Source organism: Oceanisphaera arctica (genome assembly GCF_002936955.1).
Lineage (GTDB): Bacteria > Pseudomonadota > Gammaproteobacteria > Enterobacterales > Aeromonadaceae > Oceanimonas > Oceanimonas arctica.
Window position 1 is genome coordinate 36,249 of sequence record NZ_MPZM01000013.1, and the last position, 25,900, is coordinate 62,148.

20 protein-coding genes, 1 pseudogene and 1 riboswitch are annotated in these 25,900 nt (G+C 58.1%); of the genes and pseudogenes, 17 read left to right on the top strand and 4 right to left on the bottom strand.

The window, feature by feature from the left end; all coding sequences use genetic code 11:
• Positions 1-5: 5 nt before the first annotated feature.
• The 10 genes from aroQ (at position 6) to UN63_RS08040 (ending at position 8,808) form a co-directional block, all read left to right on the top strand.
• Complete coding sequence (aroQ, locus tag UN63_RS07995) at positions 6-455, top strand: type II 3-dehydroquinate dehydratase (protein ID WP_104486251.1); 450 nt, start codon at positions 6-8, stop codon at positions 453-455.
• Between the two features lie 36 nt (positions 456-491).
• Positions 492-953: an acetyl-CoA carboxylase biotin carboxyl carrier protein gene (accB, locus tag UN63_RS08000; protein ID WP_104486252.1), complete on the top strand. Its 462-nt coding sequence runs from the start codon at positions 492-494 to the stop codon at positions 951-953.
• A 9-nt stretch (positions 954-962) separates the two neighbouring features.
• The gene (gene accC / locus UN63_RS08005) at positions 963-2,303 is read left to right on the top strand and encodes an acetyl-CoA carboxylase biotin carboxylase subunit (protein WP_104486253.1); all 1,341 of its coding nucleotides are present in this window, start codon (positions 963-965) and stop codon (positions 2,301-2,303) included.
• Positions 2,304-2,416: 113 nt separating this feature from the next.
• Positions 2,417-2,782, top strand: coding sequence for a RidA family protein (locus UN63_RS08010; protein ID WP_104486254.1), 366 nt, complete (start codon positions 2,417-2,419; stop codon positions 2,780-2,782).
• Between the two features lie 119 nt (positions 2,783-2,901).
• Positions 2,902-3,177, top strand: coding sequence for a YhdT family protein (locus UN63_RS08015; protein WP_104486255.1), 276 nt, complete (start codon positions 2,902-2,904; stop codon positions 3,175-3,177).
• Positions 3,174-4,628, top strand: a complete 1,455-nt coding sequence (gene panF / locus UN63_RS08020; protein WP_104486256.1) for a sodium/pantothenate symporter — start codon at positions 3,174-3,176, stop codon at positions 4,626-4,628. The genes UN63_RS08015 and panF overlap by 4 nt, the downstream gene beginning before the upstream one ends.
• Before the next feature lie 518 nt (positions 4,629-5,146).
• Positions 5,147-6,022, top strand: coding sequence for a 50S ribosomal protein L11 methyltransferase (prmA, locus tag UN63_RS08025; protein ID WP_104486257.1), 876 nt, complete (start codon positions 5,147-5,149; stop codon positions 6,020-6,022).
• Between the two features lie 363 nt (positions 6,023-6,385).
• The gene (gene dusB, locus UN63_RS08030) at positions 6,386-7,351 is read left to right on the top strand and encodes a tRNA dihydrouridine synthase DusB (RefSeq protein ID WP_104486258.1); all 966 of its coding nucleotides are present in this window, start codon (positions 6,386-6,388) and stop codon (positions 7,349-7,351) included.
• Positions 7,352-7,377: 26 nt separating this feature from the next.
• Positions 7,378-7,677 (top strand): DNA-binding transcriptional regulator Fis, encoded by a 300-nt coding sequence (gene fis, locus UN63_RS08035; protein ID WP_104486259.1) that lies wholly within the window; start codon positions 7,378-7,380, stop codon positions 7,675-7,677.
• 189 nt (positions 7,678-7,866) lie between these two features.
• Positions 7,867-8,808: a Flp family type IVb pilin gene (locus UN63_RS08040; RefSeq protein ID WP_104486260.1), complete on the top strand. Its 942-nt coding sequence runs from the start codon at positions 7,867-7,869 to the stop codon at positions 8,806-8,808.
• Positions 8,809-8,842: 34 nt separating this feature from the next.
• Here the strand turns inward: UN63_RS08040 and UN63_RS17290 are convergent.
• A pseudogene (locus UN63_RS17290) lies at positions 8,843-9,049 on the bottom strand (IS1595 family transposase); the annotation flags it as partial.
• Between the two features lie 206 nt (positions 9,050-9,255).
• Positions 9,256-9,340, top strand: a riboswitch (cyclic di-GMP riboswitch).
• Between the two features lie 134 nt (positions 9,341-9,474).
• Between UN63_RS17290 and UN63_RS08045 the strand changes: the two are divergent.
• From UN63_RS08045 to UN63_RS08070, 6 genes are all read left to right on the top strand, one after another.
• Positions 9,475-13,296: a response regulator gene (locus UN63_RS08045; RefSeq protein WP_181068208.1), complete on the top strand. Its 3,822-nt coding sequence runs from the start codon at positions 9,475-9,477 to the stop codon at positions 13,294-13,296.
• Positions 13,293-14,147, top strand: a complete 855-nt coding sequence (locus UN63_RS08050; protein WP_104486262.1) for a CheR family methyltransferase — start codon at positions 13,293-13,295, stop codon at positions 14,145-14,147. Before UN63_RS08045 ends, UN63_RS08050 begins: the two co-directional genes overlap by 4 nt.
• Entirely contained in the window at positions 14,137-16,215 is a 2,079-nt protein-coding gene (locus tag UN63_RS08055; RefSeq protein WP_104486263.1) for a response regulator, read from the top strand. The genes UN63_RS08050 and UN63_RS08055 overlap by 11 nt, the downstream gene beginning before the upstream one ends.
• A complete protein-coding gene (locus tag UN63_RS08060) occupies positions 16,215-18,407 on the top strand; it encodes a putative bifunctional diguanylate cyclase/phosphodiesterase (RefSeq protein ID WP_104486264.1) in 2,193 nt (730 codons plus the stop codon). The genes UN63_RS08055 and UN63_RS08060 overlap by 1 nt, the downstream gene beginning before the upstream one ends.
• Entirely contained in the window at positions 18,404-18,976 is a 573-nt protein-coding gene (locus UN63_RS08065) for a chemotaxis protein CheB (RefSeq protein ID WP_104486265.1), read from the top strand. Before UN63_RS08060 ends, UN63_RS08065 begins: the two co-directional genes overlap by 4 nt.
• A 78-nt stretch (positions 18,977-19,054) precedes the next feature.
• Positions 19,055-21,241 carry a putative bifunctional diguanylate cyclase/phosphodiesterase gene (locus UN63_RS08070; protein WP_104486266.1) on the top strand — a complete coding sequence of 729 codons (2,187 nt, stop codon included), beginning with the start codon at positions 19,055-19,057 and terminating at the stop codon, positions 21,239-21,241.
• A 106-nt stretch (positions 21,242-21,347) separates the two neighbouring features.
• Here the strand turns inward: UN63_RS08070 and purT are convergent, their stop codons facing one another.
• Both purT and UN63_RS08080 read right to left on the bottom strand, forming a co-directional pair.
• Complete coding sequence (purT, locus tag UN63_RS08075) at positions 21,348-22,523, bottom strand: formate-dependent phosphoribosylglycinamide formyltransferase (protein ID WP_373294577.1); 1,176 nt, start codon at positions 22,521-22,523, stop codon at positions 21,348-21,350.
• A gap of 112 nt (positions 22,524-22,635) precedes the next feature.
• Entirely contained in the window at positions 22,636-23,184 is a 549-nt protein-coding gene (locus UN63_RS08080; protein ID WP_104486268.1) for a glycine betaine ABC transporter substrate-binding protein, read from the bottom strand.
• 311 nt (positions 23,185-23,495) lie between these two features.
• Here UN63_RS08080 and UN63_RS08085 point away from each other — a divergent pair, with 311 nt between their 5' ends.
• Entirely contained in the window at positions 23,496-24,245 is a 750-nt protein-coding gene (locus UN63_RS08085; protein ID WP_104486269.1) for a hypothetical protein, read from the top strand.
• Positions 24,246-24,313: 68 nt separating this feature from the next.
• On the opposite strand, the gene UN63_RS08090 is transcribed toward UN63_RS08085, so the two are convergent.
• Positions 24,314-25,762, bottom strand: a complete 1,449-nt coding sequence (locus UN63_RS08090; protein ID WP_104486270.1) for an NAD-dependent succinate-semialdehyde dehydrogenase — start codon at positions 25,760-25,762, stop codon at positions 24,314-24,316.
• Between the last annotated feature and the right edge of the window lie 138 nt (positions 25,763-25,900).

Consider the following 25,900-nt stretch of genomic DNA (forward strand, 5'->3'; position numbering starts at 1 on the left):
GCACAATGACCGATAAATACCGAATTCTGTTGCTGAACGGACCCAACCTAAATCTATTGGGTCAGCGCGAACCCGGCATCTATGGCCAGAACAGCCTGAACGACATCGTAGCTCGTCTGACCGAACAGGCAGCCGAACGCGATATCGAACTCAGTCACCTGCAATCCAATGCGGAACATCAACTGATCGACGCCATCCACCAAGCCTATGGCAAGCAGGATTTTATCATCATCAATCCCGCCGCCTTCACGCACACCAGCGTCGCCATTCGTGATGCCCTGCTGGGGGTTAATATCCCCTTTATCGAGGTGCATCTGTCGAATGTGCATGCCCGTGAACCTTTCCGCCATCATTCTTACCTGGCCGACAAGGCGACAGGTGTGATCTGTGGCTTTGGCGCCGATGGTTACGAATTTGCCCTGGAAGCGGCGGCACGTCATCTGACCCGTCGTTAACCCTCAGCACAGTACTAACATAACAAGAGAACGCTCATGGATATTCGTAAAATCAAAAAACTGATCGAACTGGTAGAAGAATCCGGCATCGCCGAGCTGGAAATTTCCGAAGGTGAAGAGTCCGTTCGCATCAGCCGTTACGGTAACCCCGGCCAGGCTATGCAGCCCCAATACCAGCAGATTCAAGCCGCTCCGGCACCGGCCGCCCCCATGGCTGCCGCGCTGGCACCAGCTGCTGCAGAAGCCGCCGCTCCTGCCATCAGTGGTCATGTGATGCGTTCCCCCATGGTCGGTACCTTCTACCGTGCCTCCAGCCCCGGCGCCAAGAACTTTGCCGAAGTGGGCCAGACCGTCAATGTCGGTGACACCCTGTGCATCGTTGAAGCCATGAAGATGATGAACCAGATCGAAGCCGACAAGTCCGGCGTGATCAAGGCCATCCTGATCGACAACGGCCAGCCGGTCGAGTTCGACGAGCCGCTGTTCATCATCGAATAAGGAATTCTCATGCTGGATAAAGTAGTCATCGCCAACCGCGGTGAAATTGCCCTGCGGATCCTGCGCGCCTGCAAAGAGCTCGGGATCAAAACGGTTGCGGTGCACTCCACCGCCGACCGTGAGCTCAAGCATGTACTGCTGGCAGACGAGTCCATCTGTATTGGTGGCAATCAGTCCCATCAGTCATACCTGAACATTCCCTCCATCATCGCCGCTGCCGAAGTGACCGATGCGGTGGCGATTCACCCCGGTTACGGCTTTCTGGCAGAAAATGCCGACTTTGCCGACCAGGTTGAAAAATCGGGTTTCATCTTCATTGGTCCCACCGGTGATACCATTCGCCTGATGGGCGATAAAGTGTCGGCCATTGCCGCCATGAAGAAGGCCGGCGTACCTTGCGTACCCGGTTCCGACGGCCCCATAGGCAACGACGCCAAGAAGAACGCCGCCATTGCCAAGCGCATCGGTTACCCGGTGATCATCAAGGCCGCCGGTGGTGGCGGCGGTCGCGGTATGCGCGTGGTTCGCAACGAAAGCGAACTGGAAAACTCCATCGCCATGACCAAGGCCGAGGCCGGTGCCGCCTTCAACAACGACATGGTTTACATGGAGAAATTCCTGGAAAACCCGCGTCATGTCGAAGTTCAGATCCTCGCAGATGGCCAGGGCAAGGCCATTCACCTGGGCGAGCGGGACTGTTCCATGCAGCGTCGCCACCAGAAGGTAGTGGAAGAAGCTCCGGCGCCGGGCATTACCGCCGAAATGCGCAAGTTTATCGGTGAACGCTGCTGCCGCGCCTGTATCGATATCAGTTATCGCGGTGCCGGTACTTTCGAATTTCTCTACGAAAACGGCGAGTTCTATTTCATCGAAATGAACACCCGTATTCAGGTGGAACATACGATCACCGAAATGGTCACCGGAGTGGACCTGATCAAGGAACAGCTGCGCATCGCCGCCGGTCAACCGCTGTCCATCACCCAGGATCAGGTGACGGTTCATGGCCATGCCATCGAGTGCCGGATCAACGCCGAAGATCCGCAGACCTTCGTGCCGAGCCCGGGCAAAATCACCCTGTTCCATTCTCCGGGTGGTCTGGGTGTACGCTGGGATTCGCACATTTATGCCGGCTACAAGGTCCCGCCCTACTACGACTCCATGATCGGCAAGCTAATCTGCTACGGCGAAAATCGCGACATCGCGATCGCCCGCATGACGCACGCGCTGAACGAGCTGGTCATCGAAGGCATCAAGACCAATGTACCGCTGCATAAAGCAATCATGAGTGATGAAAATTTCCGCAACGGCGGCACCAATATTCATTATCTCGAGAAGAAGCTGGGTCTGTAAGACACCGCTACTGCTGATTGAAAACGGCGCCTTCGGGCGCCGTTTTTGTTTTTTCCTCTCACCGTTCTTTGCCGTTAGAATAGCGCCTCAAAGCCCACCTGAAGAGAGACCGTATGACAATCCATCGCATCAACCCCTGCCAACGCTGGTCCGACATTACCGTATTCAACGGCATCGCCCATTTCGTCGAAGTACCCGAGTCCGACCTCGACGCCGACATCCAGGGCCAGACCACCCAGATCTTCGCCCAGGCCGAGCAGGCGCTGGCCAAAATCAACAGCGACAAGGGCCGCCTGCTGTCGGTCACCATTTATCTCACCGACTTCGCCAACCTGCCCGCCTTCAATGCGGTGTGGGACGCCTGGTTCGAATCCGGCACGGCCCCCAGCCGCGCCTGCGTCAAGGCGGAGCTGGCCAACCCCCGCTATCTGGTCGAGCTGGCCTTCGTGGCCGCCGCCGGTGATGATTACGCCTCCTGACGAAACAAGCGGCGGCAAGAGTCAGGTATCCGCTCTTGCCGCCACCGAAGGGGCATTGCACATTGATTCCGGTCAGTCCCCGCTGTTATCCTCCGGCCCCTTCTTCCGGGAAATCAAAGATGACCAATATCGTATCCATCGCCCGCCGGGAAGCCACCTTGAGCGTGGCGTTGGCGGTGCTGTATCTGGGTGGCTGGTGGCTGAGCGCCTACACTGTGCCGCCCACGCTGATGCTGGGCGGCTGGCCGTTGTGGTTTGTGCTGAGCTGCCTGTTCAACCCCTTGCTGTTTATCGTGCTCTGCGTGCTGATGGTGCGCTACTGCTTTAAAAACGTAGCTTTAGACAGCCCCGAGCCGGATAAGAAGAACAGCCCCAGGCCGGGAGAACAGCCATGAACCTTGAACTGATGATCCCGCTGGCGTGCTACCTGACCGTCATGATCGGGCTGGGCTTCTGGCTGAGCCGCCGCCCACAGCAAGGCAGCTTCGTGCAGGACTATTTTCTCGGCAACCGTTCCATGGGCGGCTTTGTGCTGGCCATGACCATGGTGGCCACCTATGCCTCCGCCTCCTCCTTCATCGGCGGGCCCGGTGCCGCCTACCGAATGGGACTGGGCTGGGTGCTGCTGGCCATGATACAGGTGCCGACCGTCTGGTTGACCCTGGGGGTGCTGGGCAAACAGTTCGCCCATATCGCCCGTCGGGTCAATGCGCTCACCATCAACGACATGCTCTATGCCCGCTATCGCAGTCCGCTGGTGGTGATACTGGCGGCATTAGGCCTGCTCGCCGCCTTTGTCGCCACCATGGTAGTGCAGTTTATCGGCGGCGCCCGGCTGCTGGAAACCGTGACCGGCCTGCCCTATCAGGGGGGCCTCATCATCTTTGCCACCACAGTGCTGCTCTACACCCTGATTGGCGGCTTTAGGGCCGTGGTGGTCACAGATGCGATTCAGGGCGTACTGATGCTGCTGGGGACCATAGTGCTGCTGGTCGGCGTATTGCATGCGGGTGGTGGCGCCAGCGCCATGTTCACCGCCCTGGCCGAGATTGATCCCGAGCTAGTACAACCCCGCGGGCCGGACGGCTTCCTGAGCACCAGCTTCATGCTGTCGTTCTGGGTGCTGGTCTGCTTTGGCGTCATCGGCCTGCCCCATTCGGCAGTACGCTGCCTGGCCTATAAAGACAGCAAGGCCATGCACAGAGGCATTATCATCGGTACCCTGGTCGGCGCCCTGCTGATGTTCGGCATGCACTTCGCCGGTGCCCTGGGCCGGGTGCTGTTGCCCGAGCTCTCGGTACCCGACAAGGTAATGCCAACCCTGATGCTGACGGTGCTGCCGCCCATCGTCGCCGGGCTCTTTCTGGCCGGGCCCATGGCCGCCATCATGTCGACCATCGACTCCCAGTTGATTCAGGCCTCCGCCACCCTGGTAAAAGACCTGTACCTCAACTACCTGAGCCGCACGCCGCCCTCGCCCACCGCCATCAAGCGCGCCAGCCGACTGGTCACTCTGGTGCTGGGGCTTGTCGTGCTGTGGGCGGCCCTGAGCCCGCCGGACATGATCATCTGGCTCAATCTGCTGGCCTTTGGCGCCCTGCAGGCCATCTTCTTCTGGCCACTCGTGCTGGGCCTGTACTGGTGGCGGGGTAACGCCACCGGGGCCCTGGCCTCCATGGTAACCGGCGCCCTCTGCTACGGCCTGCTGACCACCTTCGGTATCAAGCCTTTGGGCTTGCACGCCATCGTGCCCAGCCTGACCCTGTCGGGTCTGGCCTATGTGTTCGGCTCGCTGTTGACTGCGCCACCCACCGCCGAGGTGCGCCAGCTGTTCGGTCGCGACTAACTTCAGGCTACGGATACAGACGCTGGTCGGTGCTCCGGAGGCAACACAGCCGCCGCCCACGACACGCCATGACCCCATCCTTGGGGGCTCGGAAATGCCATCCATGGCATTTCACGGTCGTGGGAGGTCGTCTCTGTTGCCTCTTCCTCAGCTCCGAGTTGCCGGCAGACAGCGCCTACAGGCGACTCTGCCACATCAAGGAGGACAAAGGGATCTGCTCAGCCGACCTTCCGTTTCAGGGATGAAACGGAGAGCGTAGATGGGGCGAGCTTGTCTCGCCATGACGAGCTGTATCAGCCTGACCGAATATCCAGTGAATGTTCGCAGCAGGTTGAAAAGTGAGTGTCATGTCATACAGCGAGTCGGCGGAGCGGGCCCTTTGGCCGATATGTGACCCTTAGCCAGAAACTGTGCTGTATTATTTATGACTGACATACAAGCTCTGGTCTGCCCGCCAACAGGACAGCGGACCAGGTCGATGTTAGAATCTCCACTTTACCGTTTGATGAAGCCTCGCCATGCCCTGGATACAAATTCGCATTAACGCCACCGAAAAAACCGCCGACAAGGTCAGCAACATGCTGCTGGGACGCGGTGCTCAGGCGGTGACCTACATGGACGCCGAAGACAAACCGGTATTCGAACCCCTGCCCGGCGAAACCCTGCTGTGGGACGACACCGTAGTGGTGGGCATGTTTGATGCCGAAACCGATCCGGCCCCCGTTATCGACTTTCTGAAAAAGTTCTATCGCAAGGATCTGACCTACAAGGTAGAACAGCTGGAAGACAAGGACTGGGTGCGCGAGTGGATGGACAGCTTCCATCCCATGCGCTTCGGCCAGCGGCTGTGGATTTGCCCCAGCTGGCGCGATGTGCCGGACCCCACCGCGGTCAACGTGATGCTGGATCCGGGCCTGGCCTTCGGCACCGGCACCCACCCCACCACGGCCCTGTGTCTGGAATGGCTCGACGGCCAGGATCTGAACGATAAAACCGTGATCGACTTCGGCTGTGGCTCCGGCATTCTGGCGCTGGCGGCACTCAAGCTCGGTGCCAAAGAGGTGATCGGCATCGACATCGATCCCCAGGCGCTGCTGGCCAGCCGCGACAACGCCGAACGCAACGGCGTGTCCGACCGGCTGAGCGTTTACCTGCCCCAGGATCAGCCCGACGGCCTCAAGGCCGATGTGGTGGTCGCCAACATACTGGCCGGCCCACTCAAGGAACTGTCACCGCTGATAAGCAATCTGGTCAAGCCCGGCGGCAAGCTGGCGCTGTCCGGCATCCTCGAAAGTCAGGCCGAGGGCCTGAATCAGGTCTACGAGCAGTGGTTTAACATGGACAGCCCCGAGCTGCGCGAAGACTGGGCCCGGCTCAGCGGTATCAAGCGATAAGCAGCAACCGCTTATCGACAAGGCTCCTGCGGGAGCCTTTTTCATTCCCGTACAGCACAGGATCAAGGGCACCGGCAGGCCAGACATGACGTATAAACCTGCGCAGTACGAAATGGTACCAAATGGGAACATTTGGCCGATACCCGGATAAAACCGCTGAAAATCACAATTTGAACGGGCTCCATACCAGAGCGGGCCGGCGCAAACAACGCCATAAAGCCCGCTGAAACGCCCTGAAACTGCATAAAAAATGCACCAGCGTATTGACTTATAAAAAATTATGCGCCGCTCAATTTGTGACCTTTTCAGCCTCTTAAAAAATGCGTAAGATACGCGACCCTGAGCCGAGATAGCCGTATCCTCATGGAAATTGGTCCTTACAAATTGTCTACACCCCTGCTGGTGGCACCGATGGCCGGAGTAACCGACAGGCCCTTCCGTACCCTGTGCCTGCGCATGGGAGCCGGAATGGCAGTGTCGGAAATGATGTCGTCCAACCCCAGGGTGTGGCAGTCCGAAAAGTCCCTTCGACGTATGGATCATGAAGGGGAAACGGGTATCCGATCCGTCCAGATTGCAGGGGCAGATCCGGTGTTGATGGCCGAGGCGGCCCGGTTCAATGTGGACCAGGGCGCGCAGATTATCGACATCAACATGGGCTGCCCGGCAAAGAAGGTAAACAAGAAGATGGCGGGGTCTGCCCTGCTGCAATTCCCGGAGCTGGTGCAAGAAATTGTCAGCGCCGTGGTGAATGCAGTAACGGTTCCGGTCACCCTGAAAATTCGTACCGGCTGGGATCCGGACAACCGTAACGGCGTGCACATTGCGCGTATCGCCGAAGATAACGGTATCCGGGCTCTCGCCGTGCATGGCCGCACGCGGGCCTGCATGTACAGGGGTGAGGCGGAATACGACACCATCAGAGCAGTAAAACAAGCCGTCTCTATTCCCGTGATAGCCAACGGGGATATCGACAGCCCGGAAAAGGCGCGTTTTGTACTGGATTATACCGGCGCCGATGCCATCATGATTGGCCGGGCTGCACAGGGACGGCCGTGGATTTTTAGAGAAATCCGCCACTATCTTGAACAGGGTACTACTCCCGCACCGCTTCCCAAGGACCAGGAGCGGGCGATGATCCGGGAACATGTTGCCGCACTACACGCGTTTTATGGTGAGGTAATGGGCGTAAGGATTGCCCGGAAACATGTGGGGTGGTATCTGCAAGGCAGTGATGCGGGCCGTGACTTTCGCAGTGATTTCAACGCTCTCGACGAGGCTGGGCACCAGCTCGACTCGTTGGAGCAGTATTTCGCGAATATAGCTTAACGAACAAAAGAAGAGCCGACTGAATTATGTTCGAACAAACTACGACTTCTGATGCACTGGTTACTACCACTAAATCTCCGACTTCCGAGCAGCCCACTCAGCGCCCGCTGCGCAACTCGGTCGATCAGGCCCTGCGCAATTACCTGTCCCAGCTTAATGGACAGGAAGTAACCGAGTTGTATGAGTTGGTCCTCGCCGAAGTCGAAGCCCCCATGCTGGACGTGATCATGCAGTACACCCGCGGCAACCAGACCCGCGCTGCCAACATGATGGGCATCAACCGCGGCACCCTGCGCAAGAAGCTCAAAAAGTACGGCATGAACTAGTTAACACATTGAATTTAAAGGCGTTAACCTGTATGGGTTAGCGCCTTTTTTGTTTTCCTGACGGGTACCATTTGCGGCTCATTTCTCCCGCAAGCCCGACCTTTTCCCTTCGAGCCTCTCCCCTGTCCTTTTTTTCGGCAATCCGACCTAGACTGATGATTGCGGGATAACAAAACAAGGACGAACCCCATGGTCAAGGGCAAGCGCAGACAATCCGGTATTACCACGGTTGAATATGCTATCGCCGGTGCTCTGATAACCCTGCTGGTGGCTGCCAGCTTTTCCGGCCTGGGAAAGACTGTGGGCGAGACCCTGATGGATCTGGCGGTAACTATTCAGCAGATCCATGATAACGGCAGTGATAACGGCAGCGGTGACGGCAGCGGTGACGACCCAGGCGCCTCCGGGGATGGGACAGTAGCCGGGGGGAGTGGCAGCGGTTCCGGCGGCGGCGACCCGGCCGCTGGCTCCGGCACGAGCGGCGGCAGCAATCCGACCACCGGCTCCGGCACGGGTGGCAGCAATACTCCGACCACCGACTCTGGCACCGGCGGCGGCAATAACCCGGCCAATGGCTCCGACTTAGCTGGCAGTAATACCCCGACCACCGGCTCCAGCACGGGCGGCGATAATACTCCGACCACCGGCTCCGGCACGGGCGACGGTAATCCCCCGACCGCCGGCTTCGACACGGCTGACAGTAACAGCTCTGGCTCTAATGGTGCCGCTGCATCAACTGGCGGTTCACCCCCCGGTAGCAACGATGCGGATGCAAGCAACGGCGCTTCCGGCGCACTTTTATCGGAGGATAGCTCCGGCTATTTGGTATCGGAGGATAGCTCCGGCTATTTGGTATCGGAGGATAGCTCCGGCTATTTGGGCAACGGCTCTGTAGCTGACGATGCCCTGGCCAATACATCAGTGGTGCCGGAGGGAACAAATCGCCGCCATAGTACGGCAGTCGCCGAGAGCAGTACTGGCGGTAATGACTCCGAGAAGACAGCCCAGGCTGGTATTACAGGGCAGGCCTCCGGCTCTCCCGCCACTCTCTGGCTGCTTTTACTGCCGGTCTTGCTCCTGGCATGGTGGCTGTATCGCAGCCGAAAGAAAAGACGCTCCCTGCCTGAATAAAGCCCCTTACAGCCACGACATGAACCCTACAAGATTACCGATGAGCCAGTTTTAGAGGTCTCATCGGCATCGGAGGGGTTCTTATCGCAACAAAGCAAAATCGCGGTAACACCCTTTCCAAGTCGAAGCGCCGGTTAAAGCGGTAGCAGAACTCGGTCAGATACCGAGGAAGATGTTTGTGGAAGATTGCATGGTAAGCTTCCCCGATATCATTTTTCACATTCCCAATTGTTGTATTCATGCGGATCTTTAGTTTACCCACTGATCCCCTTGCCAATCAGGCTATTCACAGCATGCCAGGCCAATACAAACCAAACCGGGTCTCGAACAAAACCCCTACCAGTCAAAAGCAGAAAATGATGAGTGCAAGCGGTGTCTATTAGCTTGTCATGTTCCCCTGCCCTGTGGGACAATTTACGCGCACAACTTGCCCATTTAGTACGCAGGTTCAATAAAAGGCAAAGCCGTTGAAAGATGGTGACGCAAAGTTTCTGGCCTAATGAGTTCGCTCTATGGCAGCAGAGCTACAGAAGAGCCTGAGGACGTCCGGATATTCCCATCGTTTTATCGCCTCTTTTCCCCCTTCTGCAGCCTCTTGTCGTGACCAAACACCTCTACATTCTGAACGCACGCAGGTAGCATTATATGACATTGCACAAGGGATCGATGGCCTCACATTTCTTAATGGTCAACCTGGTACGGGTGCTGATCGGCGTGGTGGTGGTCGCAAGCGTCATGTACAGCACCAACGCCATCCTCAAGGCCAATGCAAAGCTGGGTGACCACAACGCAGGCCTGCATCATACCCTGACAGTGCACGGGCTGACCCGCTCCCTGGTCATCAATGCCCAGGGTTTTTTAAGTACCGGCGACAAGATGTTTTATGACACCTTTTACGAGGGCCGTAAAAATCTCTCTCAGGAACTGGAGTTGTTGCAACAGCTCTGGTTCGAACAGCCGGAAAAACTGACTCGTCTGGCCGAAATAAGGGAACTGACCTATGACTGGATTACCCATGAGGTCGAGCCCAATATCGCCCTGCGCGAAGCCATGCCAGTGCAACGAAACAAGGAAATGACGCAGCAGATCCTGATTAACAGCCTGCGTCTGAACAACTCCCTGTTGGGACAAATAAAAACCAAACTGGCCATTCTGGAAGAGGCAGAAAAGCGACAGTTGCAAGAACAGCTGCAGCAGGTCAAAGACACCACCGAATCGGCCAGCACGGGATTTATCATCAGCGCCCTGATCCTCATCGTATCGGGAGTCGGGTTGTCGCTGTTTGCGACCATGGGGATCACCCGGCGCATGAAGCGCCTGGTCAAGGCAGGCAGAAAGCTTGAACAGGGCGATCTCGGTGTCGATGTCGAAATAGACTCGAATGATGAAACCGGCTCCCTCGCTCATACCTTCAATCAGATGATACAGCGTCTGCGCCATGTGGAAGCCGTCGCCACCGCCACGGCGGCAGAAGACTTCTCCAAAAAGGTACAGGTACTGGGTGAAAAAGATCAGCTGGCAATATCCGTCAACAAGATGTCCGACAGCCTGAAACACCTGGCCACCGACCGCAAGGAACAGGACTGGCTGAAATCGGGGCTGGCCGAACTGCATTACAAGATGCGCAGCGAACATGAGCTGATCTCCCTGACCCAGCTGGTGATGACCTACCTGGCCAATTATCTCAAGGCCCAGGTCGGGGTCTGCTATCTGGCGGAAGGAGAACGGCTGCAGCTGATCACCAGCTATGCCTACAAAAAGCGCAACAGCAGCGATAACGAATTCCGCTTCGGCGAAGGGCTGATCGGACAGGCCGCCCTGGAACAACAGAGCATTCTCTACAGCCAGATGCCTGACGAACAGCAACAGCTGTTAACCATCAATAGCGGCATGGGCGAGTCTCAGCCGGGAGACGTCATTGTGCTGCCGCTGATCCATGAAAACAGGGTCGAGGCCGTGCTGGCGCTGGGTGTGAACCGCCGTTATTCCGAGATTGAACTGGAGTTTCTCGAGCAGGTAACCCACAGCATCGCCATCAGTATCCATGTAACCCGCACTCAGCAACAGCTGGTTCAGCTGCTGGAAGAGTCCAAGCAACAGTCGGAAGAGCTGCAGACCCAGCAGGAAGAACTGAAAGCCGCCAATGAAGAGCTGGAAGAACATGCCGAGATGCTGGTCAAGTCGGAAGCTTCCCTGCGCAGCAAGGGTGAAGAGCTGCAACAGCTGAATAGCGAGCTGGAAGAACGCACCGAGGAGCTGGAGCGCAAGCGAATCGAAACCGAAGAAAAGAATCGCGATATCGAGCTGGCCAAGCAGGCGGTGGAAGTTCAGGCGCGTAACCTGTCCAGAGCCAGCCAGTACAAGTCCGAATTCCTGGCCAATATGTCCCATGAATTGCGCACCCCGCTCAACAGCCTGCTCATCCTTTCCCAGTCGCTGTCCCATAACCGCCAGGGCAACCTGACCGAAGAACAGCAGGAAGATGCCAGGGTGATTTATCAGGGCGGCAAGTCCCTGCTCGGCCTGATCAACGACATTCTGGATCTGTCCAAGGTGGAGGCCGGAAAACTGGACATTCACTTCGAGCAGATGCCCCTCGATACCCTGCTCGATAACCTGCGCGCCCAGTTCAGCCCCGTCGCCGCCGACAAGGGCATCGAGCTTGTCCTGGAAAAAGCCTCCGGGCTCCCCGCCAGCATCTCCAGCGATCTGCTGCGCGTCGAGCAGGTGATGCGCAACCTGCTGTCCAACGGCCTCAAGTTTACCCCGCAAGGTTCGGTGCGCCTGAAGGTACACAAACCCGAGCCAGCGGTTCAATTCAATAATCCGGCCCTGAAACCGGGACAGGTACTCGCCTTTGCGGTGATCGACACCGGCATCGGCATTGCGGCCGATAAACAGCAGGGGGTGTTTGAAGCCTTCCAGCAGGGAGATGGCTCCACCAGCCGGGTCTATGGAGGCACCGGACTGGGATTGACCATTTCCCGGGAGCTGGTCAGACTGCTGGGCGGAGAAATTCAGCTGCAGAGTGAAGAAGGCCAGGGCAGCACCTTTACCCTGTATCTGCCGCTGGATGGCCAGTCGGTGCAGCCACAACCCCTGCCTGCCGGCGAGCAGGACAAGCCTTATGTACCCTTCGAGCGCTTTGCCAGTACTTCTTCGCCAGCCAGGGAAAAAACCCCTCAGGTCACCACCGTCATACCGGCTCAGCCCATGGCCTCAGAGCAGAAGAGAGCGTCACCGCCAGCCGCAGCCCCCGTCAACCAGACACCCCAGGCGCAGCCATCCGACGATCGGGATAGTCTGTCTCCGGGAGACAAGTCGGTGCTGATCATCGAAGACGATCCTGCCTTTGCCAAGATACTGATCGATCTTTCCCGCAAGAAGGGCTATCAGTGCCTGGCCTCCCTGACCGGCAGCGCCGGCCTGCAACTGGCAGAAGAATACCAGCCCAGTGCCATTCTCCTGGACCTGGGTCTGCCCGATATCGGGGGCCGTCAGGTGCTGGAGCAGCTCAAGCAGAACATCAAGACCCGTCATATCCCGGTGCATATACTGTCGGCCGAAGATAAAAACAACGAGGTACTGCAGATGGGTGCCGTGGGTTTCCTGACCAAACCGGTGTCGGGAGAAGAAATCCAGGCCCTGTTCGGCAAGATGGAGTCCCTGTTGCAGGCGTCGATCAAACAGGTATTGCTGGTGGAGGACGACAGTCATAACCGTCTGGCGATTACCCGGCTGATTGCCAACAAGGATGTGGAGATCTGCGCGGTCAGCACCGGCCGGGAAGCCTATGACAAGCTGGCGACCGGCGGCTTCGATTGTGTGATCCTGGATCTGACCCTGCCCGACATCAGCGGCTTCGAGCTACTCAACCAACTCAGCCAGAATAAAGAAATCGCCCTGCCGCCCATCGTGGTCTACACAGGCCGGGAACTGACAACCGAGGAATACAAGGAGCTGAGTGAATACACCAGCAGTATCGTGATCAAGGGCGTCAGCTCCCCGGAACGCCTGCTCGATGAAACCACCCTGTTCCTGCACAGCGTGGAGTCTTCCCTGCCGCTCAATCAGCGCAATATCATCCAGATGCTGCACAGCCCGGAGCAGTTGCTGCTGGGCCGCAAGATCCTGCTGGTCGACGATGACCTGCGCAACACCTACGCCCTGTCCAAGGTGCTGCGTGAACATGGCCTGGAAGTCAGCATGGCCGACAACGGGGAGCTGGCCCTGCAGAAACTGGAAGAAGAGCAGGATATCGAGCTGGTGCTGATGGATATCATGATGCCGGTGATGGACGGCTATGAGGCCATCCGCAGGATCCGTCAGCAGGCACGGTTCAAATCTCTGCCGATCATTTCTCTGACCGCCAAGGCCATGCCCGAAGACAAGGCCAAGAGCATAGAGGCCGGCGCCAATGACTATTGCACCAAGCCGGTCGATGTCGACAGGCTGATTTCGATGATGCGAGTGTGGCTGTTCAAATGATGGAATCAAAGAAGGAACTGGAAAAAATAGAGCTGGAGCTGTTGCTGGAAGCCATTTTTCGTCGCTACGGCTACGATTTCCGTCACTATGCTCAGGCCTCGCTCAAACGTCGGATAGCACAGTGCATGCAGCAAGCCGGCGTCAGCCGGGTAGCCGACCTGATCCCGCCGATACTGCACGACAAGGGGTTTTTCGACGACTTTCTGAAATTCATGTCGGTGACCGTGACCGACATGTTCCGGGATCCCGACTTCTTTGCGACACTGAGATCCCAGGTGATCCCGGTATTGAAGACCTATCCCTTTATCAAGATCTGGCATGCCGGCTGTGCCACCGGCGAAGAAGTCTACTCCCTGGCCATACTGCTCAAGGAAGAAGGCCTCTACGAACGGACGCAAATCTACGCCACCGATTACAACAATCATTCTCTGGCCATCGCCCGGGAGGGAATCTACTCCCTCAAGCAGATGCAGCAATACAGCGAAAATTATATCCGGGCCGGTGGCCGCCAGTCTTTCTCCGATTATTACCATGCCAAATACGGGGCGGCCAAGATACACGACTCGCTCAAGGCGAATGTCACCTTCGCCAACCACAACCTGGCCAATGATGGCGTCTTTGGCGAAATGCAGATGGTGATTTGCCGCAATGTGCTGATCTATTTCGATCAGCAGTTGCAGGACAGGGTCCTGACCCTGCTGCATGACAGCCTCAGCCCCCGTGGCTTCCTGTGCCTCGGCAACAAGGAGTCGCTGAAGTTTTCGGCGGTACAGAACTGCTTCGAAAACCAGGATTACGCACAACGCATTTTCAAGCGAGTTCGCTCGCGGAGTTCCCGTATTGACCCTTAAGTCCCTCTTGACCATATCTGCCGGGCAGGCAGCAACATTACCCAAGATCCTCGCCGTGGATGACAGGCCCGAAAACCTGCATTCCCTGCAGCGGATTCTGGCTGGTCTGCAGGCGGAGATCATCACCGCCCGTTCCGGGCATGAAGCCCTGGCCCAGACGCTGCGCCATGACTTCGCCGTGATCCTGCTGGATGTGATGATGCCGGAAATGGACGGCTTCGAGACTGCCAGCCTGATCCATGACAATCCGACCAGCCGGCATGTACCCATTATCTTCGTGACCGCCGCCGACAAGGATCAGTCCTTCGAGGGAAAAGGCTATGATCTCGGCGCCGTCGACTACCTGTTCAAGCCCCTGCAACCCCATATTCTGCTCAGCAAGGTCCAGGTATTCCTGCAACTGGCGCGTCAGCAGCAACAGCTGCAGCAGAGCCTGCGAGAAGTCCACCAGCTGCGGGATAACAATGAATTACTGCTGCGTTCGGTCGGTGAAGGCATACTGAGTCTGGATCTGAGCGGGCACATCGGCTTTGCCAACCCCGCGGCCGCCCGCCTGCTGGGTCTGGATGTCAGCCAACTGGCCGGCACTAACCTGACCGACTTTTTACTGTTGACCGAACATCAGGCGGCCGATGCTCAATGGCTCACCGACACCTTCTCCCTGCACAGCAGAGAAGCCAGCAGCAGTACCTGTGATCAGCACTGGCTTCGCCATGCAGGCGGGCACCTGTTTCCGGTCGAATACACCCTCAGCCCCCTGCATGGCAGAAATGGGGACTTTGCCGGTGTAGTACTGGTGTTTCTGGATATCAGCGAGCGCAAGGAGCGGGAGGCGCTGGAGCTGGCCAGCAAGTACAAGTCCGCCTTCCTCGCCAATATCAGCCACGAACTGCGTACGCCCTTGCACAGTCTGCTGATCCTGGCCAAACAACTGGCCGCCAACAGTGAAGGCAACCTGAACAGCGATCAGATCAAGGCTGCCGGCGTCATTCAGCAGGAAGGGAAGGATCTGCTGCGGCTGATCAACGATATTCTGGATCTGTCGAAGGTCGAAGCCGGCAAGATGGCCATGCACTGGGAGGCCGTCTCCATTGCCGATATGCTCAGGCATCTGCAAAGCCAATTTACTCCCCTCGCCGCAGAAAAGCAGCTCGTCTTCACTATCACCCAGAATATCGATATGCCCGAGGTCCTACATACCGATCGCCAGCGACTTCAGCAAATCCTGAAAAATCTGCTGTCCAACGCGCTCAAGTTCACCCATGAGGGCGAAGTCGTACTGACCGTCAGTCAGGAAGAAAACGAGGTAATTGCCTTTACCGTCTCGGATACTGGTATCGGCATCGCCGATGCCAAGCAGGCAGAAATTTTTGAGGCCTTTCAGCAGGTAGATGTGGCCATTAACCGCCATTATGAAGGTACCGGCCTGGGGCTGGCCATCTGCCGAGAACTGGCTCGTCTGCTCGGCGCTCACATTACCCTGCAGAGCCAGCCAGGACAGGGCAGCCACTTTACCCTGCTGCTGCCGCTGAAGCCCTCATCCAGCAGGATCCGGCTTGATACCCTGACCACCCGGCCTCACACCGAGTCGGTTAAACTTCCCGAGCCACAGCCGGCTTCCCCCAGCCGGCAGGCTGAACCTTCACCCCGGCTGGCCGAACTGGCCCGGGGCAAAACCCTGTTGCTGGTAGACAGCGATATGCGCAACAGCTTTACCCTGACGGCACAATTCAGGCAGCATGGATTCCGCGTCATCAAGGCAGACAGCTACCCCACAGCCCTGGCCCGGCTGACACCGGAAGCCCGGATTGATGTTCTGATCATGGCCTTGATGCCGCCGCACCATCAGGCACGTCAGCTGTTCACCGCCCTGCAAGACAGTCAATATGCACCGATTCCGGCCCTGGTACTGCTGGCCTCGGCGGAGCAAAAGCAGGCCGAAGCCTGGCTGCAGCAAGAGGCGGTACCCTGTCTGGTCAAGCCGCTGGACATTAGCCTGCTGCAGGCATGGCTGCTTGAACAGCTCGAGCAACAACTAGAGCAACAACAGGCAAGCAGGGAGGTATAATGCTCATCAAACCCTACCGTTCCAAGATCCTGGTGGTCGACGACAAGGCGGAAAACCTCTATGCCATGGAGAGTCTGCTGAAGGACTGTGAGGTAGAGGTCTTCCTGGCGCAATCGGGCAATGAGGCTCTGGCTGTCACCCTGCATCACGACTTTGCCCTGATCCTGATGGATGTACAGATGCCGGAAATGGACGGCTTCGAAACCGCCGGCCTGATCCGGCAGGATGAAGAAACCCGGCAGATCCCCATTATTTTCATGACCGCCCTGAACACCGACAGCCAGTATATTTTTCAGGGGTACGAGTCGGGCGCGGTCGATTACCTGATCAAGCCGGTCGACAGCGATATTCTGCTCAGCAAGATCCGGGTCTTTCTGGCGCTGGATGGCTATCAGCATGAACTGGCGGCCATGAAACGGCAATATCAGCTGTTATTGAGCTGTGCCGGTGAAGGCATACTGGGCATAATGCCATCGGGGCATATTCAGTTTGCCAATGCCGCCGCCGCCCAGATCCTGGGCTATACCGAGCAGCAGCTGCGTGGCTGCCACCTGCATCAACTGTTATACGACCAGCAGCAGGAAACGCCTCCCTGGGAGCAGTCGCCCGTCTATATGGCCTATCAGGGCGGCGAGCCCTATCGGGTGCACGATACCCTGCTCTGGAGTCAGGAACAGCAGGCCATTCCCACCGAGTACACCAGTGCACCATTGAAGGATGAAACCGGCAGCTTTATCGGCGGCGTTATCATCTTTCAGGACATCACCCTGCGTAAAAAGACCGAGCAGAAGCTGCTGGAGCTTGCCCAGTATGATCCCCTGACCGGCCTGGCCAACCGCTCCCTGTTTCAGGACTTCCTCAGCCTGTCGATTGCCCGGGCCCGGCGACGCAAAGGCAATATGGCGGTACTGCTGCTGGATCTGGATCACTTCAAGGATATCAACGATACCCTGGGCCATGATACCGGCGATAAACTGCTGCAGAGCGTGGCCCAGCGCATCCAGTACAGCGTAGTGACACCGCAGACCGAGGTGGCCCCCGTTGATGGTGATGCTCGCCTGCTGAAAAGCGTGGCCCAACGCCTGAAACACAACCTGAGACGCAGTGACCTGGTGGCTCGTCTGGGCGGGGATGAATTTGCCATCGTGCTGGATGACATCAGCCAGCCACAGGACGCCGCCGTGGTGGCCCAGAAGATCCTGAGTACCCTGGCCCCCCCGCACCAGCTGGACCGCTATCAGGTGTTTATCAGCCCCAGTATCGGCATTGCCACCTATCCGGCCTGCAGTGACGATGCAGAAGAGCTTATCAAGGCCGCCGATACCGCCCTTTACCAGGCCAAGGCTCAGGGGCGCAATAACTATCAGTTTTACGCCCCCGACATGCACAGAGCCGCCATGGAGCGGATGCGGCTCGAGCAGGACTTGCGCCATGCCCTCAGTCTGAAAGAACAGCAATTATCACTGCACTACCAGCCCCAGGTTAATCTGACCAACGGTAAAATGGTCGGTATCGAGGTGCTGTTGCGCTGGCAACACCCTAAAATGGGCATGATCAACCCTACCCGGTTTATTCCTCTGGCGGAACGCATGGGGATCATGACCGAACTGGGTGAATGGATATTTGATCAGGCCTGCCGACAATTCCAGAGCTGGTGCCAGGCTGGTCTGCTCGAGGAACGGGTCATCCTGGCGCTTAATATTTCCCGTCGGCAGCTGACCCAGCCTGACGCTGTGGCCAAGATACAGGCGATACTGGCCAGACATGGCCTGCCCGAGCACCGTGTCAGCCTGGAGCTGACCGAAAACGCCCTGAGGGACGAGCAGGGGGCCATTACCCAAAGGCTTGAGCAACTAAGGGCGTTGGGCGTGCACATCGCGCTGGACGACTTCGGTACCGGCTACTCCTCCTTCAATCAAATCCATTGTCTGCCGATCGACAGCCTGAAGCTGGCCCAGCCCTTCGTCAACAAGATAGGACAGGATGCCAAGAATGACGCCGTGGTCAAAACCATTATCAGCATGGCCCATACCCTGGGCTTTGACCTGATAGCCGAAGGGGTTGAAACCCGGGAGCAGGCGGCATTCCTGCAGGATCATGGCTGTGACTGTGTTCAGGGCTTCTTTATCCATCCCCCGCTCGGCAGCCCTATGATGACCAGGCTGCTGCAAAGCCAGCTGACAAATAAATGAACCGCCCCTGTGATGCCGTGGTCATCGGTGGTTCGGCCGGGGCCATACAGGCCTTGCCGATTCTGCTCGGGCAACTGCCGGCCGATTTTGCCCTGCCGGTCATCGTCGTACTGCACCGACTGGAAGGTGTTGTTGGTCATCTGGACCGCTACCTCGGCCAGCACTGTGCCCTGCCGGTGACAGAGGCCGAAGACAAACAACCGCTGCAGGGCGGTCATGTTTATCTGGCCCCTGCCGGATACCATCTGTTGCTGGAACAGCAGGGGCACTTCAGCCTGTCGGTCGATGCCAGGGTCAGCTATTCCCGCCCTTCGATTGATGTACTGTTCGAGAGTGCCGCCGATGTCTATGCCGACCGGCTCGCCGGTATTATCCTGACCGGCGCCAATTCCGATGGCAGTACCGGACTGGCCCGCCTGAAAGCGGCTGGCGGACTGGCAATAGTCCAGGATCCGGATACCGCCATGGCCGACTTTATGCCCAGGGCGGCATTAAAGACAACACAGGCAGATCAGATACTTGGCCTGCAGGATATTGCCCGCCTGCTGTCACAACTTGCACCGGAATAATCATGTTCAATATGTTCTCCCCAATGACGGCCTCGGCATCACGCCGGCTTGAGACAACCCTGACAAGAGAGTTTCGCCATGCGGAATGAAACACAGCGCCCTGCCATTCTGGTCGTCGATGACCGAATGGAAAACATCCGCTCCATGACCCGGATTCTGGAAGAAGTGGATGCAGAGGTTCATTACGCGCTATCGGGCATGGAAGCCCTCTCCCTGCTGTTACGCCATCAGTTCGCCCTGATCCTGCTGGATGTGATGATGCCGGAAATGGATGGCTTCGAAACAGCAGAGTTGGTCCGAGGCCACAAGAACAGCCAGCATATCCCCATCATTTTCGTGACGGCAGCCGACAAGGAAGAAGCCTTTGAATTCAAGGGCTATGACGTGGGTGCCGTCGATTACCTGTTCAAACCGGTGCAGCCCCAGATCCTGCTGAGCAAGGTGCGCTTCTTCCTCGAACTGTCCAAGCACAAGACACTCCTGGAGCACAGTCTGCTGGAGTTGAAACAATTGCGCGGTCATCAGGAACTGTTACTGAAATCCACGGCCGAGGGGATCCTCAGTCTGGACATACAGGGGCGAGTCACCTTCGCCAATCCGGCGGCCAGGCGACTGCTCGGCTATCAGCATGATGAGTTGCTTGGCATCCAGTTTTCGGCAATTAGGGGGGTGGAAGAAGCCATATTGCCCTTCGAGAACAGTGAGCTTCACCTGGCCTGCCTGGCCAGGCGCAGTATTCAGGATGATCAGCAATGGTTCAGCCGACGGGACGGCGATCGCTTTCCGGTCGAGTTCACCGCCAACCCAATCAATGATCAGGGCTCCGATTGTCCGGGCATGGTGCTGGTGTTTCAGGATATCAGCGAGCGCAAGCAGAGCGAGCAACAGCTGGCCTATCTGGCTCAGTATGATCCGCTGACCGGCCTGGCCAACCGGGACATGTTCCTCAAGCTGCTGCATCAGGCGCTCTCCCGTACCGATCGTCACCAGCACACCCTCGCCCTGCTGTTCCTGGATCTGGATCGCTTCAAACAGGTAAACGATACCCTGGGCCATGAAGCCGGGGATCAACTGCTGAAACTGGCTGCCCAGCGGCTGCAATCCCGCATCCGGGATGGGGACACCATCAGCCGCCTGGGAGGCGACGAATTTACGGTCATTCTGGAAGAGGTCGACCACTCCCGAGGACCGGCGGTCGTGGCCCAGAAACTGATTGATGTCCTGGCCGAGCCCTTCATGATCAAGGGGCACGAGGTCTTTATCGGCACCAGTATCGGTATTGCCCTCTATCCGAACTCCGCCGATAACGCCCATGCATTACTGAAATGTGCCGACATGGCCATGTACCAGGCCAAGGCTTGTGGGCGCAACAATTTCCAGTTTTTCACCAGTGAGATGCAACACAAGGTCACCCAGACCCTGGATCTGGAAAACCGGCTGCGCCATGCGCTGGATCGGAATGAATTTTTCCTGACCTATCAGCCCCAGGTCGATATCGCCAGTGGCCGGATTATCGGTCTGGAGGCTCTGCTGCGTTGGCAGCCGGAAGGACAGCCGCTGGTGTTACCGGGGCAATTTATCGCCATTGCCGAAGAAACCGGGCTGATTGTGCCCATCGGTGAGTGGGTGCTGCGCCAGGCCTGTCACCAGCTCCACCATTGGCACCAGTCCGGTCTGCTGGCCGAAGAGGTCTCCATGTCGGTCAACCTGTCGGTACGACAGCTGGAGAACAAATCGCTGCTGAGTACCCTGGACAGCATACTCAAGGAAACCGGGCTCAAGCCGTCACAACTGGAGCTGGAAATCACCGAGAGCGCCGTGATGAAAGATCCCGAAGTGGCTGTCAGCGTGTTGCGTACCATTAATCAACTGGGTATTCAGGTCTCGCTGGATGATTTCGGCACCGGCTATTCATCGCTCAGTTATCTGAAAATACTGCCACTGGATGTGTTGAAAATCGATCGTTCATTCGTCAACGACATTGGCGGTGATCCCAGTCACGAAGCCATACTGCAGGCCATAGTAACGCTGTCGAAAAACCTCAACCTGAGGGTGGTGGCCGAGGGGGTGGAAACCGAGGCTCAGCTGACCTTCCTGCGCAAGCTGCATTGCCATTCCATTCAGGGCTACTTCATCAGTAAACCCAAGTCGGCCGAGCAGATTGAAGCGCTGCTGCGCACAGCCAGACACGGCTGTTTGCCGGGCCTGGAACCGCCGGTCACACCGCTCATCTGTGACTTGACAAAAGATCGGGCCTCGAAGTAACCGGATTACCGTTGTTTGCTCGCTGCTGGTCCTGGCGGTATCGGGCCGTTGCAACCTGAAGAGAACAGAGGCGCCCACTGGGAGTGAGCGCCTTGAAGGATGAGACTTAGAACTCGACCTTGACCTGAGCGGCGCTGTGGCTGGCCTTGGCTTTGGCCGCGTCGATGCTGTCGGCCAGGGCCAGGGCCACGCCCATGCGGCGGCGGCCATTAATCTCGGGCTTGCCGAACAGGCGCAGCTCTGTGTCCGGCTCGGCCAGGGCAAGGTTCAGGCCACCGAAGCGAGTCTGGCAAGACAGACCTTCGGGCAGGATAACCGCCGAGGCGGCAGGGCCGTACTGGCGAATAAGCGGAATTGGCAGGCCCAGAATGGCGCGGGCATGCAGGGCGAACTCGGACAGGTTCTGCGAAATCAGGGTCACCAGGCCGGTGTCGTGCGGCCGTGGCGACACTTCACTGAACAGCACTTCATCGCCACGAATAAACAGCTCGACCCCGAACACGCCATAACCGCCAAGGGCACCGGTCACCTGTTCGGCTACCCGTTGCGAGGCGGCCAGTGCCGCAGCACTCATGACCTGGGGCTGCCAGGATGTACGGTAATCACCGTCTTCCTGATGATGACCGATGGGATCACAGAAACTGGTGCCATTGACATGACGTACGGTCAGCAGGGTAATTTCATAGTCGAAGTCGACGAAGCCTTCGACGATCACCCGGCCACCACCGGCACGACCACCTTCCTGGGCATAATGCCAGGCGGCGTCCAGCTCATCCTCACTGCGCAAGGTACTCTGACCCTTGCCGGATGAACTCATGATCGGCTTCACCACACAGGGCAGACCAATCTCGGCCACCGTCTCCTTGAACTCGGCCAGGCTGCCAGCAAAACGGTAGGGCGAGGTCTTCAGGCCCAGCTCTTCGCCAGCCAGCCGGCGAATGCCTTCCCGGTTCATGGTCAGCTGTGTCGCGCGGGCGGTGGGGATCACGGTAAAGCCTTCCTGCTCCAACTCGGCCAGGGTGTCGGTGGCAATAGCTTCAATCTCGGGCACGATCAGGTGCGGCTGTTCCTGTTCAATCACGGCCCTCAGGGCGGCGCCGTCCAACATGGAGATCACGTGAGAGCGATGGGCCACCTGCATGGCCGGTGAGTTGGCGTAGCGATCCACTACTATCACCTCCACACCCAGGCGCTGCAGTTCGATGACCACTTCTTTACCCAGCTCGCCGCCACCGCACATCATTACGCGGGTCGCCGTCGCCGAAAGAGGAGTTCCAAGCATCGTCATTATGGTCTGTCCCTGTTACGAAGTATGACCGCATTATAAGGGCCGGGGAAAAGGCTGTCCTCCCTCATCTGCCTTGTTCTCTTCTAGATAGCAGGAGCTTGGCTCACTATCTTTGCTCGATACCAAGGTCGATGGGGTGGGCTTCCATCCAGCTCCTGGCCGCCTGTTGCCAGTGACCGCTTTGCTGCCAGTTGGCAATGATCTGTTCAAGATCTTCCGGTTGCCAGCGCAACGCCACCAGTATGGCGAAAGCCTTCGGGGCCTCCTGCTCCAGGCTTCGCCGCACCAGGGTGTGGGGCCGGTCATCAACCGGCCAGAATTCGGCTTCACTCGCCAGACCGTCATCTTTAGGCCCCAGATCGTGCAGCCGCTCGAAAAAACGCTCTACAAAGGGGGCCGACGCCTCGGGCAGCCATATCGACAGGCTGGCGTCGGCCTTGCCGGCCCAGAGCCGCTGCCAGATTTGTCCCAGCCGGGCTTCTTCAATCGTCACGGTAAACCCCTGCTGTTCCAGCACGGCCCCGGCAAGATGGCTGCGCGCCAGCTCGGCGGGGCTGGCCCCACTCAACAGATGGATCTCTCGCGGTGTCGAGTCGGTGCAGGCCGCCAGCATCAGACTCAACATCAACAGGGCCGCTTTGACTACTGCTCTCATCGATTATCCCCATGAAAAAAGGCAAGAGTGCCAGAAAATGTCGCCGAAATCATGCCTGCAGTCGGGTCATTTCAGAGCCTGGCTCGCTGTCCGTTCGATGACAAAACCGCCATTTAAACCGGCGCTTATGCCGAGACGAGTCCTGATGTTTCAGTCAAAACAGTGCCGCAAACAGCCGGATTATTTTTCGCGTAACCGGCTGCTTTTTCACCGATTTGTGATACCGTGCGCGCACCTTATCTTGCAGCCAGACACCTGTCTGGACTCATTTAGGCAAACCATTGTTTTTATTATCTAAAATGGATTCTCAGATGCGTCTGTACCCCTTGTTGAAAGTGGCCGCACTCAGCCTGCTGCTGAGCGGTTGTGTTGCCCCCCTGCTGGCCATGGGCCAGGGCCAGCTGATGTGGGCCCTGCTCAAGCCCATGGTGGGACTGGATCCCAACAACAGCAATCTGTTGGAGCAACCCCTGATCAAAACCCGAATGACCGGCCTGCTCGGTCCCAACTACGACACCACGGTCAAACTTCTGCGCACCGCCAGCGAACTGCAACAGGAAGGCCCTCTGTTTTATCTGGCTTCTCGCTATGATCCGCAGCAAGGGTCGGAGCGCGCCAGCCTGGTGTGGAACTCTCAGACCAACCAGATGGCGGCGCTGCTCAATAACGGCGAGAAGACCAAGGTATTTACCGAGCCACACACCGGCAAGGCCGCCGTGTGGCCCCAGGCCATGCAGGGCTGGTTGAGCCTGGATGATACTGCACCGGCGCTCTCGTTGACGCCCGCAGCCAAGGCCGCAACCGTCCCCTTACCGGCGGTCACGAAAATTGCTCCTGCCACCACAAAAGCTGACAGCCTGCCCGCACAAAGCGAGTTGCTGGCTGCTCAGGAGCAGCTGAAAGCGGCTCAGGCCAAGATAAAGGCGCTGGAAACCGCGAAAAAAACGGCAGCCATACCGCCGCCAGCAAGCGCCGAGCCGAAGGCCACCGCCAAAGCCGCCCTCGACAAGCTGAGTGGCGAGCAGGCCGAAGCGGCGATGGAAGCCCTGCTGAGCCAGTAACGGCGGCGCGATATAAACAAGAAGGGCGCGGATATCCGCGCCCTTTTTTGTGCCCGATAAGCCGACTGTCAGCCGGTCAGATTACCCAGATTGACGTACTTGGTTTCGAGAAACTCGTCCAGCCCGATATGGGATCCTTCGCGGCCCAGCCCGGACTCCTTGACCCCGCCGAAGGGCGCAACCTCGTTGGAGATGATGCCTTCGTTCACGCCCACCATGCCCGACTCCAGCGCCTCCGAGACCCGGAATACCCGGTTCAGATCCTGGGTATAGAAATAGGCGGCCAGACCGAAGGGCGTGTCATTGGCCCGCCTGATAACCTCGGCCTCGTCGTGAAAGCGGAAACAGGCGGCCACCGGGCCGAAGGTTTCTTCCTCGGCCAGCAGCATTGCTTCGCTGGCGTCGGCAATCACGGTGGGCTGATAGAAGGTGCCGCCCAGCTCGTGCGGCTTGCCGCCACAGACAAGACGCCCCCCCTTGGCGAGGGCATCGCTGACATGTTGTTCCACCTTTTTCAGCGCGGCCTGATTGATCAGGGGCCCCTGCTGGGCGCCGGGTGTCAATCCCTCGGCCACCTCCATGCCGCTGGCGGCATCGGCCAGCTTCTGCACGAAGGCGTCATAGATGCCGTCCTGCACGAAGAAGCGGTTGACGCAGACGCAGGTCTGGCCGGTGTTGCGAAACTTGGAAGCCATGGCCCCGGCCACGGCGGCGTCCAGGTCCGCATCATCAAACACGATGAAGGGGGCGTTGCCACCCAGCTCCAGCGACAGCTTCTTCACTGTACCGGCGGCCTGGTTCATCAGCTGTTTGCCGATCTTGGTCGATCCGGTAAAGGACAGCTTGCGTACCACTGAACTGCCCATCAGCGCATCACCGATAGCCCCGGAATCACCGGACACCAGATTGAGCACGCCCGGTGGCATGCCCGCCCGCTCGGCCAGCACCGCCAGCGCATTGGCACACAGTGGGGTTTCGCTCGACGCCTTGACCACGGCGGTACAACCGGCGGCAATGGCCGGGCCCAGCTTGCGGGTCAGCATGGCGATGGGGAAGTTCCAGGGAGTAATGGCCGCCACCACCCCCACCGGCTGTTTTATTACCCAGAGACGGTTTTCGGCCTTGGGGCTGGGAATGGTCTCGCCGTAGGCGCGCTTGGCCTCTTCGGCAAACCACTCGAGAAAGCTGGCGGCGTAAGCCACCTCGCCCTTTGCCTCGGCCAGGGGCTTGCCCTGCTCCAGCACCATCAGCGTGGCCAGCTCGTCCTGATGCTTCATCATCAGCTCATACCAGCGGCGCAATACCGTACCTCGCTCCTTGGCCGTGGTGTGCCGCCAGCGTTCAAAAGCCCGCTCTGCGGCGGCAATGGCGGCTTGTGTCTCTTCGGTGCCACATTTCGCCACCTTCGCCAGCAGCTCGCCGCTGGCGGGGTTGTAAACCTCATACTGACCGGCACCATTACGCCATTGGCCATCGCAGTACCAGCCGGTTTGCCACAGCGGATTTGAACTGTCCATTTCTCTTCTCCTCAAACATGTGAACTGGCAGGTTTTCCCGCAGCTATCAAAACGTTATCGATTACCGAGTATAGGTGCAACCGGGATCTCGAAATGGAGCCAGTCAAGCCGGGGTGCGGGGGCCAGAAAACGAAAAAG

Coding starts and splice junctions, on each gene's coding strand:
- aroQ (WP_104486251.1), top strand. CDS start 6: ATGACCGATAAATACCGAATTCTGTTGCTGAACGGACCCAACCTAAAT.
- accB (WP_104486252.1), top strand. CDS start 492: ATGGATATTCGTAAAATCAAAAAACTGATCGAACTGGTAGAAGAATCC.
- accC (WP_104486253.1), top strand. CDS start 963: ATGCTGGATAAAGTAGTCATCGCCAACCGCGGTGAAATTGCCCTGCGG.
- UN63_RS08010 (WP_104486254.1), top strand. CDS start 2,417: ATGACAATCCATCGCATCAACCCCTGCCAACGCTGGTCCGACATTACC.
- UN63_RS08015 (WP_104486255.1), top strand. CDS start 2,902: ATGACCAATATCGTATCCATCGCCCGCCGGGAAGCCACCTTGAGCGTG.
- panF (WP_104486256.1), top strand. CDS start 3,174: ATGAACCTTGAACTGATGATCCCGCTGGCGTGCTACCTGACCGTCATG.
- prmA (WP_104486257.1), top strand. CDS start 5,147: ATGCCCTGGATACAAATTCGCATTAACGCCACCGAAAAAACCGCCGAC.
- dusB (WP_104486258.1), top strand. CDS start 6,386: ATGGAAATTGGTCCTTACAAATTGTCTACACCCCTGCTGGTGGCACCG.
- fis (WP_104486259.1), top strand. CDS start 7,378: ATGTTCGAACAAACTACGACTTCTGATGCACTGGTTACTACCACTAAA.
- UN63_RS08040 (WP_104486260.1), top strand. CDS start 7,867: ATGGTCAAGGGCAAGCGCAGACAATCCGGTATTACCACGGTTGAATAT.
- UN63_RS08045 (WP_181068208.1), top strand. CDS start 9,475: ATGGCCTCACATTTCTTAATGGTCAACCTGGTACGGGTGCTGATCGGC.
- UN63_RS08050 (WP_104486262.1), top strand. CDS start 13,293: ATGATGGAATCAAAGAAGGAACTGGAAAAAATAGAGCTGGAGCTGTTG.
- UN63_RS08060 (WP_104486264.1), top strand. CDS start 16,215: ATGCTCATCAAACCCTACCGTTCCAAGATCCTGGTGGTCGACGACAAG.
- UN63_RS08065 (WP_104486265.1), top strand. CDS start 18,404: ATGAACCGCCCCTGTGATGCCGTGGTCATCGGTGGTTCGGCCGGGGCC.
- UN63_RS08070 (WP_104486266.1), top strand. CDS start 19,055: ATGCGGAATGAAACACAGCGCCCTGCCATTCTGGTCGTCGATGACCGA.
- purT (WP_373294577.1), bottom strand. CDS start 22,523: ATGCTTGGAACTCCTCTTTCGGCGACGGCGACCCGCGTAATGATGTGC.
- UN63_RS08080 (WP_104486268.1), bottom strand. CDS start 23,184: ATGAGAGCAGTAGTCAAAGCGGCCCTGTTGATGTTGAGTCTGATGCTG.
- UN63_RS08085 (WP_104486269.1), top strand. CDS start 23,496: ATGCGTCTGTACCCCTTGTTGAAAGTGGCCGCACTCAGCCTGCTGCTG.
- UN63_RS08090 (WP_104486270.1), bottom strand. CDS start 25,762: ATGGACAGTTCAAATCCGCTGTGGCAAACCGGCTGGTACTGCGATGGC.